Source organism: Hymenobacter sp. APR13 (assembly GCF_000737515.1).
In the GTDB taxonomy this organism is placed as follows: Bacteria; Bacteroidota; Bacteroidia; order Cytophagales; family Hymenobacteraceae; genus Hymenobacter.
The window spans coordinates 2,840,378-2,857,916 of sequence record NZ_CP006587.1 but is presented as its reverse complement, the minus strand read 5'-3'; the positions used below and the strand labels follow the sequence as shown (position 1 = coordinate 2,857,916).

Annotated in this window: 14 protein-coding genes; 11 read left to right on the top strand and 3 right to left on the bottom strand. The window is 62.2% G+C overall.

Annotated elements, in window-relative coordinates:
* The first annotated feature begins 31 nt into the window (after nt 1-31).
* Genes N008_RS23585 through rlmB form a run of 3 tightly spaced genes read left to right on the top strand, consistent with a single transcriptional unit; the run spans nt 32 to nt 2,248 of the window.
* On the top strand, nt 32-742 hold the full coding sequence (locus tag N008_RS23585) for a hypothetical protein (RefSeq protein ID WP_197062848.1): 711 nt from the start codon (nt 32-34) through the stop codon (nt 740-742).
* Nucleotides 654-1,250: a GWxTD domain-containing protein gene (locus N008_RS12040; RefSeq protein WP_197062847.1), complete on the top strand. Its 597-nt coding sequence runs from the start codon at nt 654-656 to the stop codon at nt 1,248-1,250. The genes N008_RS23585 and N008_RS12040 overlap by 89 nt, the downstream gene beginning before the upstream one ends.
* On the top strand, nt 1,214-2,248 hold the full coding sequence (gene rlmB / locus N008_RS12035; protein ID WP_081910766.1) for a 23S rRNA (guanosine(2251)-2'-O)-methyltransferase RlmB: 1,035 nt from the start codon (nt 1,214-1,216) through the stop codon (nt 2,246-2,248). Before N008_RS12040 ends, rlmB begins: the two co-directional genes overlap by 37 nt.
* Nucleotides 2,249-2,318: 70 nt before the next feature.
* Here rlmB and N008_RS12030 read toward each other — a convergent pair whose 3' ends face one another.
* Together N008_RS12030 and N008_RS12025 are read right to left on the bottom strand one after the other, a co-directional pair.
* Nucleotides 2,319-3,407, bottom strand: a complete 1,089-nt coding sequence (locus tag N008_RS12030; protein ID WP_044016285.1) for a mannose-1-phosphate guanylyltransferase — start codon at nt 3,405-3,407, stop codon at nt 2,319-2,321.
* A 126-nt stretch (nt 3,408-3,533) separates the two neighbouring features.
* Nucleotides 3,534-4,511 carry a KpsF/GutQ family sugar-phosphate isomerase gene (locus N008_RS12025; RefSeq protein ID WP_044016283.1) on the bottom strand — a complete coding sequence of 326 codons (978 nt, stop codon included), beginning with the start codon at nt 4,509-4,511 and terminating at the stop codon, nt 3,534-3,536.
* 171 nt (nt 4,512-4,682) lie between these two features.
* Between N008_RS12025 and recQ the strand changes: the two genes are divergently transcribed.
* Both recQ and N008_RS12015 read left to right on the top strand, forming a co-directional pair.
* Entirely contained in the window at nt 4,683-6,878 is a 2,196-nt protein-coding gene (recQ, locus tag N008_RS12020) for a DNA helicase RecQ (protein WP_044016281.1), read from the top strand.
* Nucleotides 6,879-6,991: 113 nt separating this feature from the next.
* Nucleotides 6,992-7,891, top strand: a complete 900-nt coding sequence (locus N008_RS12015) for a hypothetical protein (protein ID WP_044016279.1) — start codon at nt 6,992-6,994, stop codon at nt 7,889-7,891.
* Nucleotides 7,892-8,024: 133 nt separating this feature from the next.
* Here the strand turns inward: N008_RS12015 and N008_RS12010 are convergent, their stop codons facing one another.
* Complete coding sequence (locus N008_RS12010) at nt 8,025-8,447, bottom strand: BrxA/BrxB family bacilliredoxin (protein ID WP_044016277.1); 423 nt, start codon at nt 8,445-8,447, stop codon at nt 8,025-8,027.
* Nucleotides 8,448-8,626: 179 nt separating this feature from the next.
* Between N008_RS12010 and N008_RS12005 the strand changes: the two genes are divergently transcribed.
* From N008_RS12005 to N008_RS11980, 6 genes are all read left to right on the top strand, one after another.
* A complete protein-coding gene (locus tag N008_RS12005; protein WP_044016275.1) occupies nt 8,627-8,917 on the top strand; it encodes a hypothetical protein in 291 nt (96 codons plus the stop codon).
* A gap of 128 nt (nt 8,918-9,045) precedes the next feature.
* Entirely contained in the window at nt 9,046-10,107 is a 1,062-nt protein-coding gene (locus N008_RS12000) for a tetratricopeptide repeat protein (RefSeq protein WP_081910765.1), read from the top strand.
* A 135-nt stretch (nt 10,108-10,242) separates the two neighbouring features.
* On the top strand, nt 10,243-12,276 hold the full coding sequence (locus N008_RS11995) for an OmpA family protein (protein ID WP_052381475.1): 2,034 nt from the start codon (nt 10,243-10,245) through the stop codon (nt 12,274-12,276).
* A gap of 214 nt (nt 12,277-12,490) precedes the next feature.
* Nucleotides 12,491-16,072 (top strand): hybrid sensor histidine kinase/response regulator, encoded by a 3,582-nt coding sequence (locus tag N008_RS21635; protein ID WP_052381474.1) that lies wholly within the window; start codon nt 12,491-12,493, stop codon nt 16,070-16,072.
* 52 nt (nt 16,073-16,124) lie between these two features.
* Nucleotides 16,125-16,838, top strand: a complete 714-nt coding sequence (locus N008_RS11985; protein ID WP_044016273.1) for a LytR/AlgR family response regulator transcription factor — start codon at nt 16,125-16,127, stop codon at nt 16,836-16,838.
* A gap of 78 nt (nt 16,839-16,916) precedes the next feature.
* Nucleotides 16,917-17,495 (top strand): PKD domain-containing protein, encoded by a 579-nt coding sequence (locus tag N008_RS11980; RefSeq protein ID WP_071884527.1) that lies wholly within the window; start codon nt 16,917-16,919, stop codon nt 17,493-17,495.
* The last annotated feature ends 44 nt before the right edge of the window (nt 17,496-17,539 follow it).

The window sequence follows — 17,539 nt, the reverse complement described above, 5'->3', positions numbered from 1 at the left end:
CCATCTTGCTGTTATTCCCTATCCTATGTCTGTGCGCTTTTTCATTCGTCTGCTTCTGCTCTGCTGCGGCCTGCTGCTGGCCCCGCTCACCCAGGCCCAGCGCCGCGACTTTGCCGGCCAGTACCGCCCCAGCCGCCAGCTGCTGGCCGACTCGCGCCGGGAAGGCGACAGCCTGCGAATCTATCTGCTTTTTTCGGATGCCAATGTCCTGCGGCAGGGCCAGCCGCTGCGCGTGATGGCCTGGGCTTCCTACGATGCCAAACGCCCGCTCTGGACCGATACGGTGCGGCACCTGGCCCGCCGCATCCGGCCCGACGGAGAGGCCGCCCGCCTGGAGTTCTGCCTGCCCCTGGCCCGGCTCCAGGCCGGCACGGTGCTCAGCATAGCCAGCGGCCCCGCCGCCGAAGCCTCGTCCGGCGATGCGGCCTGGCTGCTGCTCACGCCGGCCCGGCTGGCGCGCCCTTTCGTGCTCACCGACAGCCTGGGCGCGCCCCTACTGCGGGCCATGGTGCGCGCCAACGAGCCGTTTTTTTGTGGACCGCTACGGCCCCGACCAGCCCGTGAACCTACGCCGCTACGCCAGCCCATTCGTGGCCGCCCTGCCGCCCCACGCCGACCCCACCCGGCAGTCGGCTGCCCCGCCCCGGCTGCCGGTGCTGGATTCTCTGTTTGCCCGCGCCGGGGCGGCGTTGGCCCTGCCGGAGCCTGGCCTCTACACGCTGCGGCTGCCCGGCGAGCCTAGCACGCTGGGTTTGCTGGTCACGGATAGCAACTACCCCAACCTGACTTCCGCCGACGCGCTCATTCAGCCGCTGATTTACTTAACGACCTCCACGGAGCGGGCAAAGCTGTACGCCGCCCCCAACCCCAAGCGGGCCGTCGACGAGTTCTGGCTGGCCGCTACGGCTGGCCAGCAGACGCTGGCCCGGCAGGCCATTCGCACCTATTACGGCCGGGCTGCCGTGGCCAACGAGCTGTTTGCGGCCCACAAAGCCGGCTGGATGACCGACCGGGGCATGCTCTACATGGTGCTGGGTGCCCCCGATGCCGTGTACCGCACCGCGCAGGAGGAGCGCTGGGTTTACCACGGTTCCGACGACGGCTCTTCCGCCACGTATACGTTCCGGCCCAAACCGAGTACCTTTGCCCCCGAACACTATGAACTGGTGCGCCATCCCGAGCAAGAACGTCTCTGGTATGCCGCCGTGGAGCAATGGAGAAAAGCAACGACGACCGCCCCCGGCCGCTAAAACCGCGCCGCACATTCTTTGACTCGGAAAACCGCCCTGTGCCGCGCACCCCGCGCCGCGACTTCGGCGACGACTCACCCGGTGGCTACCGCCGCCCCGACGCCCGCCCTGAAGGCCGCGACGACAACCGCCCCGTCAGCCGTCCTGATAGCCGCGGCAACCAGCGCTTCGACGGTCCACGTGGCAATGCCAACCGCCCCTCCGCCGGCGGCGACAAGCCCTTTTACTCGCACCGCCCGGCTGCCGACCACAACATTGACATGCTCTTCGGCCTGCGCCCCATCCTGGAAGCGCTGCACGCCGGCCGCACGCTGGAGAAGATTTTCCTGCTGCGGGGCACCAAGAACAGCATCACCCAGGAAATCAACGACCTGGCCCGTGAGCGGGGCACACCCGTTTCGATGGTGCCCACCGAAAAACTCGACGGCCTCACCCGCAAAAACCACCAGGGCGCGGTAGCCTTCGTGTCGCCCATCGACTACATGCCGCTGGACAGCATTCTGGCCGGGCTCTACGAAGAAGGCAAAGTGCCTTTCCTGCTGATTCTGGACCGCGTAACCGATGTGCGTAACTTCGGCGCCATTGCCCGCAACGCCGAGTGTATGGGCGTGCACGCCATTGTGGTGCCCGCCCGCGGCGCCGCCCAGATCAACGGCGACGCCGTGAAAACCTCGGCCGGCGCCCTGAACCTGATTCCGGTGTGCCGCGAAGCCAACCTGCGCGACAGCCTCAATTTCCTGCGCCAGTCCGGCGTGCAGATTGTGGCCTGCACCGAGAAATCCGACGCCAGCCTGGAAGCCGCCACTGTCGACATGACCGGCCCCGTGGCCGTGCTCATGGGCAGCGAGGAAGACGGCATCAGCCCCGAGTACCTGCAGCTCGCCGATCACCGCCTCCGCATCCCGATGACCGGCCAGATTGGCTCGCTCAACGTGTCGGTGGCCAGCGGCATCATGCTGTTTGAAGTGCTGCGCCAGCGCCTCACCTCAGGTAAATAACCCGCATCCACAAAGAAGCCGGCCCATTCTCTCAACTGAGAGAATGGGCCGGCTTCTTTGTGGATGCGGGTTAGTTGTACCCTAAGCCCTTCTTGGCCTTCACATCGGCCACAAAATCCTTCACGCGCTGTTCTTCCGTGCGCTTGCAGATCAGCAGCACGTTGTCATACTCCGCAATGATGTAGCCATCCAGCCCTTGCACTACCACCAAACGCTCGGCCGGCGTCTTGATGACGCATTCCTGTGTGTCGTAAAGTATGGCGTCGCCATCAATAACGTTATTGTTTTCGTCACGACGGCCCATACGGTGCAGCGAGTCCCAGGTGCCCAGGTCGCTCCAGCCGAAGTCAGCAGGCAGCACATATACGTTATCAGCCTTTTCCATCACCCCGTAGTCGATGCTGATGTTGCGGCAGCGGGAATAGGCTTCTAAAATGAATTCTTCCTCCTGCACCGTTCCTAGTTGAGCTGTTCCTTCTTCAAATACCTCTGCAATGTCGCTTAGGTAGTTGTGGAACGCTTTTAGAATCACATCAGCCCGCCACACGAACAGCCCTGAGTTCCACAGGAAGTCCCCGCTGGAAAGGAACATATTTGCTAGCTCTAGATTGGGCTTTTCCGTAAAGGTTTTCACCTTCCGCAAGCCATTCGGCAATCCGATGTCGGCGTCCTCCATATATTGAATATAGCCGTATCCCGTATCCGGGCGTGAAGGCTGAATTCCTAGGGTAATAAGTACTTCGTGCGTGCGGGCCGCATCCACTGCAAGTGAAATCACCCGCCGAAACTCCTCTTCTCGTTGCACAGCATGATCTGCGGGGGTCACAATAATAACCGCTTGTGGATCCTGTTGTGCAATGCGGTAGCTGGCATAAGCAATGCATGGCGCTGTGTTCCGGCCGATGGGTTCACCTAAAATCTGGCTAACCGGCATAGCAGGCAAATGCTGCTGTACCAGTTCTTTATAATCACGATTGGTCACCACAAATACATTCTCGGCGGGGCATATTCCGGCGAAACGGTCAACGGTCAGCTGCAGCATTGACCTTCCGACGCCTAGCACGTCATGGAATTGTTTGGGATGATTGGTGCGGCTGAAAGGCCAGAAACGGCTCCCGATGCCGCCCGCCATGACGACGAGGTACGTGTGTTGATTCATAGTGCAAACCCGAATATGCCTGCTGCGCCTTAAATGGCGCAGGCTAAGAGTTACGGATGCACAAATATCTGACTTTACCCGGGAACAGTTTCCGTTAAGGTTCGATAACCGAAGTTTAAGTTTCTACTACACCAACCCTTCCCGCAGCAGATCGTGCAGGTGGATGAAGCCGCTGAAACGGCCCTGCTCCGTCACGATGAGCTGGGTGATGTTGCGCTGCTGCATGCGGGCCAGGGCCTCTACCGCAAAATCGTCGATGTCCACGCTCATGGGCTGGGGCGTGAGAATGTCGCGGGCGCGCACGTCTTCCAGGCGGCCGGCGAAGGTGCTGAGCATGCGGCGCAGGTCGCCGTCGGTGATGATGCCCTGCAGCTGGCCGGTGGCGTCGAGCACGGCGGTGGCGCCGAGGCGCTTGCCGGATATCTCCAGGATGATGTCCTTGAGCAGGGCGTCGTCCTGCACCTGGGGCTGCTGGTTCTGGCGGCTCAGGTCCCCGACTTTCAGGTAGAGCTGCTTGCCGAGCGTGCCACCGGGGTGCAGACGGGCAAAATCCTGGCGCGAGAAGTCGCGGCTTTCGAGCAGGCACACGGCCAGCGCGTCGCCCAGGGCCAGGGCGGCGGTGGTGCTGGTGGTGGGCGCCAGGTTGTGGGGGCAAGCCTCACGTGTGACGGGCGCATGCAGCACGTAGGTGGCCTGCTGGGCCAGGTAGGAGTCGGCGTTGCTGACGAGCGCCGCCAGCGGCACGCCTTTGCGCTTGAGCAGCGGCACCAGCACTTTTATTTCGGGCGTGTCGCCGCTCTTGCTGATGGCCACCACAAAGTCGTCGGGCTGGATCATGCCCAGGTCGCCGTGGATGGCGTCGGCGGCGTGCATAAACAGCGCCGGGGTGCCCGTAGAGTTGAGCGTGGCCACTATTTTCCCGGCAATGTGGGCGCTCTTACCAATGCCGGTTACCACCACCCGTCCTCGCAAAGACAAAATCGCCTCTACGCATAATGCAAAATCCGGTGTCAGGGCAATGGCGTCGGCTACCCCCTGGATGGCTTCTGCTTCCTGCAGAAGCACTTTTTTTGCGATGGAATGAAGCTCGTTCTGTGCTTTCAATCTAAATTTGATTAAGTATTGCGTGTTGAGGTCTACCGGCGAAACAAGGTTTTGTCTTTTTACCCGCTACCCATTACCGAATACTTCAAAAATACTTAGATTGAGATAGGCAACCCGCGCTACGCGTCGAAGTCCTGTCTGAATTTCCCAACCGAGTAAGTGAGGATGCCGATGCCAGCCGTGAATACCGCAGTCAGTTCAACACCTGATTTGAAGGGCAAATTAAAGGAAGTTTTTGGGTACGGGCAGTTCCGTGGTACGCAGGAAGCCATTATCCAGAACGTCATTGAAGGCCACAACACCTTCGTAATTATGCCCACCGGCGCCGGCAAGAGCCTTTGCTATCAGCTGCCCGCGCTGGTGCTGCCCGGCACGGCCATCGTTATTTCGCCCCTGATTGCCCTGATGAAAAACCAGGTTGATCAGCTCAACGCCTTCGGCGTGAATGCTCAGTTTCTGAACTCTACGCTCACCAAGGCGGAGATGAACCGGGTGAAGAAGGACGTTATCAGCGGCGAGGTGAAGCTACTATACGTAGCGCCCGAGAGCCTTACCAAAGACGAGACCATCGAGTTTCTGCAGAAGGCCACCATCAGCTTCGTGGCCATTGATGAGGCCCACTGCATCTCGGAGTGGGGCCACGACTTCCGGCCCGAGTACCGCCGCATCCGGGGCATCATCGACAACATCGGGCAGGTGCCTATCATTGCTCTCACGGCCACGGCCACGCCCAAAGTGCAGCTGGACATCCAGAAAAACCTGCAGATGGACGACGCCTCGGTGTTCAAGACCAGCTTCAACCGTACCAACCTTTACTATGAGGTGCGGCCCAAGCACAACACCAAAAAGCAGCTGATTCAGTACGTGAAGCAGCGCAAGGGCCTGGCCGGCATCATATATTGCCTGAGCCGCAAGAAAGTAGAAGAAATTGCCGAGCTGCTGAAGGTGAACGACGTGCGGGCCCTGCCCTACCACGCCGGTCTCGACCCGCACGTACGCATGGCCAACCAGGACGCCTTCCTGAATGAAGACGCCGACGTGATTGTGGCCACCATTGCCTTCGGCATGGGCATCGACAAGCCCGACGTGCGCTTCGTGATTCACTACGACACGCCCAAGAGCATCGAGGGCTACTACCAGGAAACCGGCCGTGGCGGCCGCGACGGCCTCGACGGCGACTGCCTGATGTTCTACAGCTACGACGACATCGTGAAGCTGGAGAAGTTCAACAAGGACAAGCCCGTGACGGAGCGCGACAACAGCAAGCTGCTGCTCCAGGAAATGGCCAACTACGCCGACTCGGCCGTGTGCCGCCGCAAGCAGCTGCTGCACTATTTCGGCGAAACCTACCCGACCGACTGCGGCTTCTGCGACAACTGCAAACACCCCAAGGAGCGGTTTGAGGCCAAGGATGAGGTAGCTATGGCCCTGAAGGCCGTGGTGCAAACCGAGCAGCGCTTCGGCCTCGACCACATCGGCACCGTATTGATGGGCATGAACAACGCGCACGTGGAGAGCTACGGCCACAATGGCCTGCCGATCTACGGCCAGGGCAAGCACAAAGACGCGCAGTTCTGGCACTCGCTGCTGCGCCAGTGCTTGATTTTCGGTTTATTGGAGAAGGATATTGAAAGCTTTGGCGTTGTAAAAATCACCGACAAGGGTATGGAATTCATCGACAATCCCCATTCGATCAAGCTCACCAAAGACCACGACTACGACGAGGAGGTGAAGGAGGAGCTGGAGCAGGAAGAGGTGCAGCAGGCCGCCGGCCACGACGAAACGCTGTTCCAGATGCTCAAGGATTTGCGCAAGAAGATGGCCAAGGAGAAAAACCTGCCGCCGTACGTGCTCTTCCAGGACCCAAGCCTGAAGGAAATGGCCACCACCTTCCCGCTCAAGATGGACGACCTCGCCCACGTGGGCGGCGTGGGGCAGGGCAAGGCCACCAAGTTCGGCACGCCGTTTCTGGCGTTGATCAAGAAGTACGTCGACGACAACGACATCGAAACCGCCACCGACGTGGTGGTGAAATCGGCCGTCAACAAGTCGAAAATCAAGATCTACATCATTCAGCAGATCGACAAGAAGATGGATCTGGAGGAAATTGCGTCCTCAAAAGGCATCGATATGCGCGAGCTGATGGAGGAAATCGAGCACATCTGCTACTCTGGCACCAAGCTCAACCTCGACTACTACATCGACGGCGTGCTGGACGAAGACCGCCAGGAGGAAATCTACGACTACTTCATGTCGGCCAGCACCGACAACATTGCCGTGGCCCTCAAGGAGCTCGGCACCGACGAATACACCGAGGAAGACCTGCGCCTGATGCGCATCAAGTTCCTGAGCGAGGTGGCCAACTAGTCTGTTGGCGGCTTTTCCGGCCCAGAAGTCCTGGCTGCCTGCGGGTGGTCAGGACTTTTTTGCTTTCTTGCCGGCCGTATTGTATTCTTTTCGTCTTTATCCCTTTACTCCCTATGGCAGCTCCCCGCCTGACGCCGGCCCGGCTTATTCTCACTGTGTTGCTGTTTGCCTACCTGCTGGGGGTGGGCGGCTACCTGATATATGGCTTCGTGACAGAAACCGGCGTGAGCGGCTGGCTGATCGACTGGCAGCTGCGCTACCTGGACGCCACGCGCCGCAACGTCACGATGCTGGGCAATCTGGTGGTGTTTGTGGCGGGCATCGCGCCGCTGTTCTGGCTGCTGATGCGCCTCAACCAGCGCGAAGGCTACGTGCCCGACATGAGCGGCACGGCCCCGCAGCCCATGCAGGAGCAGAAAATGAAGCGCGTAATGGCCCTGATTTTTCTGGTTGTTTCCGGGGTGATTTTCTGGGTGATGTCCAGCCGGGAGCAGGCAGGAGCAGCAAGCCCGGTCAGCCAGATCAACCTGAACCGACCGGGCGCTACCGGCACCGGCGGCGGGCTGGCCCGCATCAAGGGCGAGTTGGCGGCCGAGCATCAGTTTGTGCTGGAAAAGCAGCGGGCCGGTGAGACTGTGAACCGCACACGCTACGTGCCACTGGTGCCGGCCAGCTGGCAGCCGGGCCAGCCGGTAACGTTTGTACTGAAAACCCTGCAGGCCGCCTACTACGACTCGCTGCAGCAGAAAGTGTACCTCTTCGACCAGGATGCGCGCTTCCCCGTGGCCTACGACGGCACCCTGGCCCCTGACGCACTGCCCACCTACGTAGCGCAGGACTACACCCGCCAGGGCCTCACGCTGGCCTCTCCCTACTACGTGCTCGACGACCAGGAAGTAATCGACGGCAGCTTCAGACCTGCCAACCCCTACACCCGCTGGATCGTGCTCGGGCTGGGCATTGTGTGCGCCGTAGCCATGCTCACCAGCAAAAAGCCCGCTATCCGGGGCTAAGCGGGCTGGCGCTTGCCAGAAAACAGAAAAGGCTTGCCATATGGCAAGCCTTTTTGCTTGGATGAACTCGGAAACAGTACGGATACTCGTCTACAAAATCCGACTAATCCGCCCAATCCGAAAAAATCCGTGATTAGCAGTACTCCTCAAACGCGCCTTGCAGGTTGTTTACGATGCGCATCAGGTCGTTGCCCTCGATGTGGTAGCGCTCAATCATGTGCACCAGCTCGCCGTCTTTGAACAGGGCAATGCTGGGGCTGCTGGGCGGATACGGCAGCAGGTGCTCGCGCACCTTGGCTACGGCGTCGGTTTCCATGCCGGCAAATACCGTCACGAGCTTGGCGGGCTTCTTGTCGGAGCTGGACACGGCCATTTTCAGGGCCGGGCGGGCTTTGGAAGCCGCGCAGCCGCACACCGAGTTAACGGCTACCAGCACGGTACCGCTCTGCTCGTTGAGGACGGCGTCCACTTCTTCGGGGGTCATCAGTTGCTCGAAACCAGCCTCGGTGAGGTCCTGGCGGATGGGGGCAACCATGTATTCGGGGTACGTAGCCATAGGTAAAAGCTAGGCGTTAAGGGAAAAATGATGGGTGACGGACGGCCACCGCTGCCGCAAAATTACGCAATAAACGGCGGTCATCCGGCAGCTGGCGTATTCAACCCAAATGCGCCCTGAGAAGTTTGCGAAGGCGCCATCGACTGCCTGCATTCCCTCTTCCTTTTTCTGCCACCGCCATGACCTACGCTGAATTTTCTACCTCGCTCACCCAGCACACGGCCCCGGCCGGCCTCACGCCGCTGCTGCAGGCCCTATGGTACGCCGGCCGCGACGAATGGAGCCGCGCCCACGACATCGCCCAGCAGCACGAAGGCGACCCGCTCTTCGATTGGCTGCACGCGCTGCTTCACCGCCAGGAAGGCGACGCCGGCAACGCGGCCTACTGGTACCGCCACGCCGGCCGGCCGGTGTTTGCGGGCAATGTCCGGACCGAGTGGGAGCAGCTGGTCCGGACGCAGCTGCCTTAGCGGAAGTGGCTCGTGGCTGCTACTGGTTCTTGCCATAGTTCTACTACGAAACAAAAATCGAAACCCTTTTGCGTGGTTTGCGCAATTAAAATTACATTTATCCGGCCGAAGCTAAACGGCCGGATGCTATGTTAAAACCCATACTCTTGCTGGCGGCCGGCAGCCTGCTGCCACTGGTGGCCACGGCCCAGGTAGATACTGTGCGTGCCTCCACCCTGCCGCCCGCCCAGCAGGCCGAAAAGCTCTACAACAGCGGCGTGGCCAAGTTCAACCAGAAAAGCTACCGCGCCGCCCTGCAGGATTTCGACCGGGCGCTGGCGGCCAAGCCCGACTTCGCCAAGGCCTACTACAACCGCGCCGCCGTCCGCTACGAGCTGCAGGAATACCAGCCGGCCGTGCAGGACTACGACGCCGCCCTCAAGCTGGACCCGGCCAGCGGCACCGCCTACTTCGGACGCGGCCAGGCGCGGGAGGCGCTGAAGCAGCCCGCCGAGGCCGAGCAGGACTATTCCAAAGCCGTGGAAACCAACCCCGCCTACGCCCCGGCTTGGTACTACCGTGGCGCGCTACGCTTCGAGAGAGGCGAGTACAAAGCGGCCAAGGCCGATTTCGAGCAGGCCACCAAAGCCGACCCCACCTACGCCTACGCCTGGCACGACCGGGCCAGCGCCGAGCGCCAGCTGCAGGAGTATCCGGCCGCCATCCAGAGCTACACCCGCGCCCTCACGCTGCAGCCGGAGCTACTGCCGGCCCTGCTGAACCGCGCCGGCACCAAGCGCCGCGCCGGCGACCTGAAAGGCGCCCTGCAGGACTACACCCAGTATCTGCAGAAAAAGCAGGACAATCCCATCGCCTACACCAACCGCGGCGCCGCCCGCTACGAAGCCGCCGATTACAAAGGCGCCGCCGAAGACTTCGGGCGCGCCATTGAGCTGGACGGTGCCTACGCCTTTGCCTGGAACAACCGCGCCGCCGCCTTCCTCAAGCTGGAAGACTACAAAAAGGCCGAAGCTGACGCCAGCAAAGCCATTGCCCTCAACCCGCAGTACGCCGAGGCCTACCTCAATCGCGGCCACGCCCGCGAGATGCTGCGCAACCCCGACGGCGCCTGCCAGGACTGGCGCAAAGCCGCCGAGCTAGGCCTGGAAATTGGCACCAGCTACGCCGCCAACTCCGGTTGCGGCGAGTAGGTGCGTGCTTTCAGACGATAAAAGAACGTCATGCTGAGCTTGCCGAAGCATCTCTACCGCACCAGTAACTCAACGTCAGCACGCGAGATGCTTCGGCAAGCTCAGCATGACGTTCTTTTTCAGACATCTACCACTATGTATAAATACCTACTCGCCCTGCTCCTGCTTTCCTCGGCCGCGCAGGCCCAAAGTGTGGAGTTCAGCAAAGACCGGTTCGGCAACGACAAGGACGGGCTGCGGGCGGCCCTCAAGGAAATCAAGCTTGGCGACGAGTGGTACCTGGCCGACCCGCCCCGCTACGAGCAGGCCCTGACGCACTACCTGGAAGCCCAGAAGTTCAACGCCGAAAACGCCGAGCTGAACCTGAAAATTGGGGACTGTTACCTGCATTCGGGGTTTAAGCCGCGGGCGCTGGCGTATCTGCAGAAAGCCTACCAGCTCAACTCGGGCGTCGATCCGCGCATTCACTACCTGCTGGGGCGCGGGCTGCACCTGAACGGCAAGTGGGCCGCAGCCATTGCCGAGTACAAGCAGGCCACGCCCGCCACCGGCACCAAAAACACAGCCGGCTTCACCCAGGACATCCAGAAGAAAATCAAGGAGTGTGAAAATGGCCGCCTGCTGGAAGCCAAGCCCATCCGGGTGTTCGTGGACAACGCCGGGCCGGGCGTGAACTCGCCCTACCCCGACTACGGCCCGGTTATTTCAGCTGATGAGTCGGTGATGCTGTTTACCTCGCGCCGCCAGGGCTCTACCGGCGGCGAGAAGGACCCCGAGTCGGGCGGCTTCTTCGAGGACGTGTACCAGAGCGCCCGCACCGGCGACGCCTGGGGCGCCGCCCGCAGCCTCGGCGAAACCGTGAACACCGCCGGCCACGACGCCACCGTGGGCCTCGCCCCCGACGCCCAGCGCCTACTGGTGTACATGGAAGACAACGGCGGCGACCTGCACGAAAGCAACCTGCGCGGCGCCGAGTGGAGCAAGCCCAAGCAGCTGGGCTCACGCATCAACAGCAAGGCGCATGAGTCATCGGCGGCCTACACGCCGGATGGGCGCAGTCTGCTGTTTGTGAGCGACAAGCCCGGCGGGCTGGGTTCGCGCGACATCTACAAGGTGGAAATGGAAGGGCGCGGCCCGGCCGTGAACCTCGGCCCCACCATCAACACGCCCTACGGCGAGGAAGGCGTGTTTCTGCACCCCGATGGCAAGACGATGTACTTCTCATCGGAAGGCCACAACTCCATGGGCGGCTACGACATCTTCCGCTCCACCTACGAAAACGGCAAGTGGAGCACGCCCGAAAACCTGGGCTGGCCCATCAACACCCCTGACGACGACGTGTTCTTCGTGATTTCCGCCTCGGGCCGGCACGGCTACTACTCCTCGTTCCGCGACGACGGCCTGGGCTCCAAGGACATCTACCAGATTACGTTTCTGGGCGCCGAAAAGACCCCGGCCCTCAGCCAGGAAGACCAGCTGCTGGCTTCCCGCGTGCAACCCGTGAAGGAAACCCAGCTGGCCCCGGCCGTGCCCGTGGCCACTGCCCAGGTCACCATCCTGAAAGGCACCATCACCGACGCCGTCAGCAAGCAGCCGCTGGAAGCCACCATCGACGTGATTGACAACTCGCGCAACGAGAACATTGCCTCGTTTAAGGCCAACGCGCAGTCGGGCCGCTACCTAGTGAGCTTGCCCTCGGGCGTGAATTACGGTATTGTGGTGCGTCAGGACGGCTACCTGTTCCACTCCGAAAACTTCGATCTGCCGGCCGGCGCGGCCTATTCGGAGGTGGTGAAGGACATCCAGCTCCGGAAGCTGGACGTGGGCGTGAAGGTGGTGCTCAACAACATCTTCTTCGACTTCGACAAGGCCACGCTGCGCAAGGAAAGCACCGGCGAGCTGGAGCGCCTGCAGAAGCTGCTGACTGAAACGCCCGCCCTGCGCCTGGAAATCTCGGGCCACACCGACAACGTGGGCAACGCCGCCTACAACAAAGACCTGAGCCAGCGCCGCGCCAAAGCCGTGGTAGATTACCTCGTGGCCAAAGGCGTGGCCAAAGACCGCCTCACCTTCGCCGGCTACGGCGACACGCAGCCCGTGGCTCCGAACACCACCAAGGCCGGCCGCCAGCAAAACCGCCGCACCGAGTTCAAGGTGACCGGCAAGTAACGTTCCCAGCCGATTATGCGCTGCCCCTGCCTGCCGGTACTTCCGGTAGGCGGGGGCAGTATCTGTTGGGGCCTATCCCGGTTAACCAGCGTGGTCCTATATTCAACGAGGAAACTACCCGGTTCCCAGGATGCCCGCGGCAGGCTGCCCGCCAGCCGCTACCTTGCCAGCCACTTCCTTCCCGATTGTCTACTTTCTCTGCCAGCTGCCTGTGTTGCGCCCGTTTCTTCTGCTGTTTCGTCTGGGGCTGATGCTGGTGCTGCTGTTGAGCGCGCCACGCAGTTGGGCGCAGCCGGGACAGTCAGCAGGCCAGCAATTCGTTAAGCACTTCGGAGCCGCTGAGGGGTTGCCGCAGCCCTTCATCTACACTGTGGTGCAGGACCGGCAGGGCTACCTCTGGATTGGCACCGCCGAGGGCCTCGTGCGCTACGATGGCACGGAGTTCAAAACCTACACCACCAAAGACGGGTTGGCCGAGGATTTTGTGGTGGGCCTCAAAACCGACGACAGCGCGAGTCCACTGGTTGTGTTGCACTACCAGGGCGAACAATCGATGCTAACCCCGAAAGGTTTCACACGCATCTTTCCGAAAGAGAAGGGCGAAAAGATTCCGCCCGATTCTGCGTGGATAGCCGATCTGCAACGCCAGTACCAGGCGCAGCTGCCGGCCGGGGCTGTCATCCGCTGCACGGAAATCGACCGGGAAGGCAATTTGTGGCTGGGCACCGCCGGCCACGGCCTGTGGCGCTTCACCGACCGTCATATCAAAGCCTATCCGCAACCAGCCGGCACCACCTGGTCGGCGGCGGGCGGGCCAGTGCTGGGCTTGTCGGGCACCGCCGACGGCCGACTGACGCAGCCCTACTCTACTGAGTGGCTGAAAGCACTCCGTCTGCCGGCCCTCAAGGTCCCGATTACCGTGGTAGTCGAAGAGCCACTAGCCATCGGTAAAGACTCTCGTGATTCTATCAAAAGCTGGCTGGGCACCCGCGGGCGGGGCGTATGGCAGCACCGCGGCCAGCTGCTGCAGCCGGTGGCTGGCCTGCCCAGCACGCTACGCGTCACGGCCCTGGCCCGCGCCCCCGACGGCACCTTGTGGGTGGGCACCGAATCGGACGGCGTGTATCGGCGCCCCGCCGACCCCGCCCAGCCCACCACGCACTACACCACGGCCAACGGCCTGCTGCACAACACCATCTACGCCTTGCTCTGCGACGCCGCCGGGCGGGTCTGGGTGGCCACGCACGGCACCGGGCTGGCCGTGTGGGAACAGGGCCGGTTCCGGCATTTCCGGCTGGTGCCGGGCGGCCTCAACGCCACCGCCCTGGCCACTGACCCGGCCGGCCGCGTCTGGATTGGCACGGAAGGCAGCGGGCTGTTCTGCTACGAAAACGGCCGGTTCCGGCAATACACCACCGCCCAAGGCCTGGCCTCCGACTATTGCTACGCGCTGACCTCGTTTCAGAGCATATGGGGCCGCCATCACATGTACTCCGGCTACGAGCACGGCCCCGACTACCTGCTGCTCGTGCACCGCAACCAGCTCAGCGCCTTCCACCCCGCCACCGGCCGCGTCTATCCGCTGGCAGCGCCCGACAACCCGTGGGTGCGCGACTGCCTGCCCCAGGCCACGGCTCTATTCGCTTCCAACCAGCTGCTGGTGCTTACCCGCACCGGTATGGTGACCGTGGGCGTAAGCACCCGCCAGTGGCAGCCCGAGCTGCCTCCGCCGGCCGTGCTGGTGGTGCAGACCGAGGTAGATGGCGCCCCCGCAGCCACCGACTCGTTGGGCCAGCTCTCGGCCACGGAGCACCGGCTGGCGTTCCGGTTCCGGGGCATCAGCCTGTCGCAAGCCGCTGCCGTGCAGTACCAGTACCGCCTGCGCGGCTACGATTCGGTGTGGAGCAAGCCGTCCGGCGTTACCGAAGCGCGATTCAGCCGCCTGGGCGCTGGTGCCTACCAGTTTGAGGCGCGCGCCCGGCGCGGCGAGCAGGGCGCGTGGAGTGCGCCGGTGGTTGTGCGCTTTGAAGTGGCCACGCCGTTCTGGCGCACGTGGTGGTTTGCGGCCCTGAGCGTGCTGGCGGCCGGGGCCGGCATCTGGGCGTTTGTGCGGGGGCGCGAGGCGGTACTGCGGCAGCAGAAGCTGCAGCTGGAAACTACCGTGCGCGAACGAACCCAGGAGCTGCGCCACCAGAACGCCCACATCGAGGAGATGAACGCCGAGCTGACCGTGGCCCGCGACGTGGCTGAGGCCTCGCGCAAAGCCAAAGCCCAGTTTCTGGCCAACATGAGCCACGAAATCCGCACGCCCATGAATGCCGTAATCGGCCTCTCGCACCTGCTGCGCCAGACGCCCCTCACCGGCGAGCAGAGCGAGTACCTGGAAGCCGTGCAGTCGTCGTCGCAGAACCTGCTGGTCATCATCAACGACATCCTCGACAGCTCCAAGATTGAAGCCGGCAAGATGACGCTGGAGCACACCGCCTTCCGGCTGCCGGAGTTGCTGCGGCGCGTGGCCAGTATGTTCCGCTTCGCCACCGAAAGCAAGCAGCTCTACTTCCGGCTGGAAATCGGGCCCGGCGTGCCCGCCGCCGTCTTCGGCGACCCGGTGCGGCTTAATCAGGTGCTGGTCAACTTGGTCGGCAATGCCATCAAGTTCACCACCCGCGGCGGCGTCACGCTGCGCGTATCGGCGCCGGAAGAAGCCACCGGTACGGCCCGGCCCGCGGTGCATTTCGCGGTGCAGGACACCGGCATCGGCATTCCGGCCGATAAGCTGGATGCCATTTTCGAGGATTTCTCCCAAGCCAACACCAGCACCACGCGCCAGTTCGGCGGCACCGGACTGGGGCTGAGCATCGCCCGCAACCTCGTGGAGCTGCACGGCGGCCAGCTGGGCGTGGAAAGCCAGGACGGCGTGGGCTCCACCTTCCACTTCAGCATCTCCTACGAAGCCGCCGACCCCGCCACCGTGCCCGCCGAAGCCAGCCTGGCCGTCGGCCGCTTCGAGCCGGCGCTGCATGTGCTGGTGGCCGAAGACAACGAGCTCAACCAGCTGGTAGCCCGCAAAACTCTCGAAGCCTGGAACGTGCAGGTAACCATAGCCGCCAACGGCCGCCTGGCCGTGGAAGCCGCCGCCACTCAGGCTTTCGATGCCGTGCTCATGGACGTGCAGATGCCCGAAATGGACGGCTACGAGGCTTCCCGGCAACTGCGCATGCTCTTTCCCGATGCCGACCAGTTCCCGATTATCGGCCTCACGGCATCGGCGCTGCCTGAAGACCGCGCCCTGGCCCTGGAAGCCGGCATGAACGACACGCTGGCCAAGCCCTTCGACCCGGCCGTGCTTTTCGCCCGGCTCGCCCAGCACACCCGCCGCCCTACCACCGAAGCCACCGCCCCGGCCGAAGCACCGGCAGCCGCACCAGCCGAACTGGCGCCTGCTACTGCGGCCGCCGCCCTCGACTGGACGTTGCTGGAAGAGCTGGCGAGCGGCAACGAAGCCTTTATCGGCCAAATCATCCGGACGTTTCTCAGCCAGGGGCCGCAGCTCCAGCAGCAGCTCTGCCAGGCGTTTGAGGCCGCCAGCCCCGACGCCCTGGCCCGCACGGCGCACAAGCTGAAAGGCCAGGTGGCGTATTTCGGGGTGCCAGCGCTCCACGGCACGCTGGAGCAGCTCGAGCAGCAGGCCCGGCAGCACGCCCCCCCCGACCAGCTGGCCGCCAGCCTAGAGTATCTGGAGCTGCAGCTGGCCGACTTGTATCCGCTTATTCAGGCCCGTATTATGGTCAGTTGAAGCTTGGTGGATGCGGTGTGGTTTTTTCAGGGGATAGTTTACCTTTGAGTATATGCCGCACCTCTCCCCGCTCCGCTGCTTGGTTATCGACGATGACCCGCTTTCCATTCAGATTGTTGAAAACTGTATTGCCAGCACCGACTTTCTGACCTCAGCCGGCTCCTGCACCAGTGCCGTCCAGGCGGCGGAAGTTCTGCGCACCCAGTCCGTGGATTTGCTGTTTCTGGACGTGGAAATGCCCCTCATGTCGGGCCTCGACCTGCTCCGCACGCTGCAGAACCCACCCCTGGTAGTGCTCATTACCAGCAGCCAGCAGTACGCCGTCGAGGCCTTCGAGCACGATGTGGTCGACTATCTGGTAAAGCCCATCAGCTATGCCCGGTTCCTGAAAGCCTCACAGCGCGCCCTAGAGCTGGCGACTGCCCGCCCTGAGCCCGCTACGCCCCCCGAAACCGCCGATTTTACCTTCATGAAGGTGGATACCAAGCTGGTGAAAGTCATCTTTGACGAGGTGCGCTACGTGGAAGCCCTTGGCGACTACGTACACGTGGTAACAGGCCAGAGCAAACTCATCGTGTACAGCACCATGAAGGCCGTGGAAGAGAAATTTCCTGCGGGCCTTTTCGTGCGGGTACACCGCTCATTTATCGTCAATCTGAAACGCGTTCAGGCCATCGAGGACAACTCCATCCTCATTGATGGCAAACATATTCCCATCGGCCAGACTTACACGCGCGACGTATTTCAGCGGCTCAACAAATTCTAGCGCCGCTTCTGTTCACCGTACTTGGTTTGGCCAGCCGTGCACATCTGCCGTTTCTTTGCTCTGCTTCTGCTAACAGCCTTGGTAGCGGCCCTGCCACAGGTTACTTATGCCCAAACGGCCGGCGACACGATCAGCGTAGAGTGTCCTCCGGCGCGTCTTGTAGAGCTATGCGTAGAACTGGACGCCCGCGCTTCCGTCGATTCGGCCGCCGGGCCGCTTAGCTACCGCTGGCTGATGGGCGACGGCACCACCCTCACGGGCCCTACCGTGGCGCACTGCTACACCGAACGCCGCCGCTACACTGTGCAACTAGACGTGGTAGACGAGAAAACCGGCGAAGTACGGGTTGCCGAAAAGCTCATTCCCGTTGATTTCACCCAGGAAATCGTCCTCAATTTCGAGGCTTCGCCTGCTAACGCACGCGTTGGCCAGCCAATAGCATTCGATGCCCTTGACTCACAGTTACCGCTCTGCGAGAATGTAGTAGTACTCTGGGATTTTCGCGACGGCGTAGTGGCCAACGGCCGTAGCGTAAAACACACCTTCCGCCGCCCCGGCAACTATATCGTACGGATGGCTTTACGCGGCAACGGCCCCGACACCTGCCCCGACAGCCACTGTGTAACCCGGCAGGTGAGTATCACTGTTGAGCCATAAATGGCTGTTTCGAACAGCTTATAAGTAAACTTTACCCCCTTTGC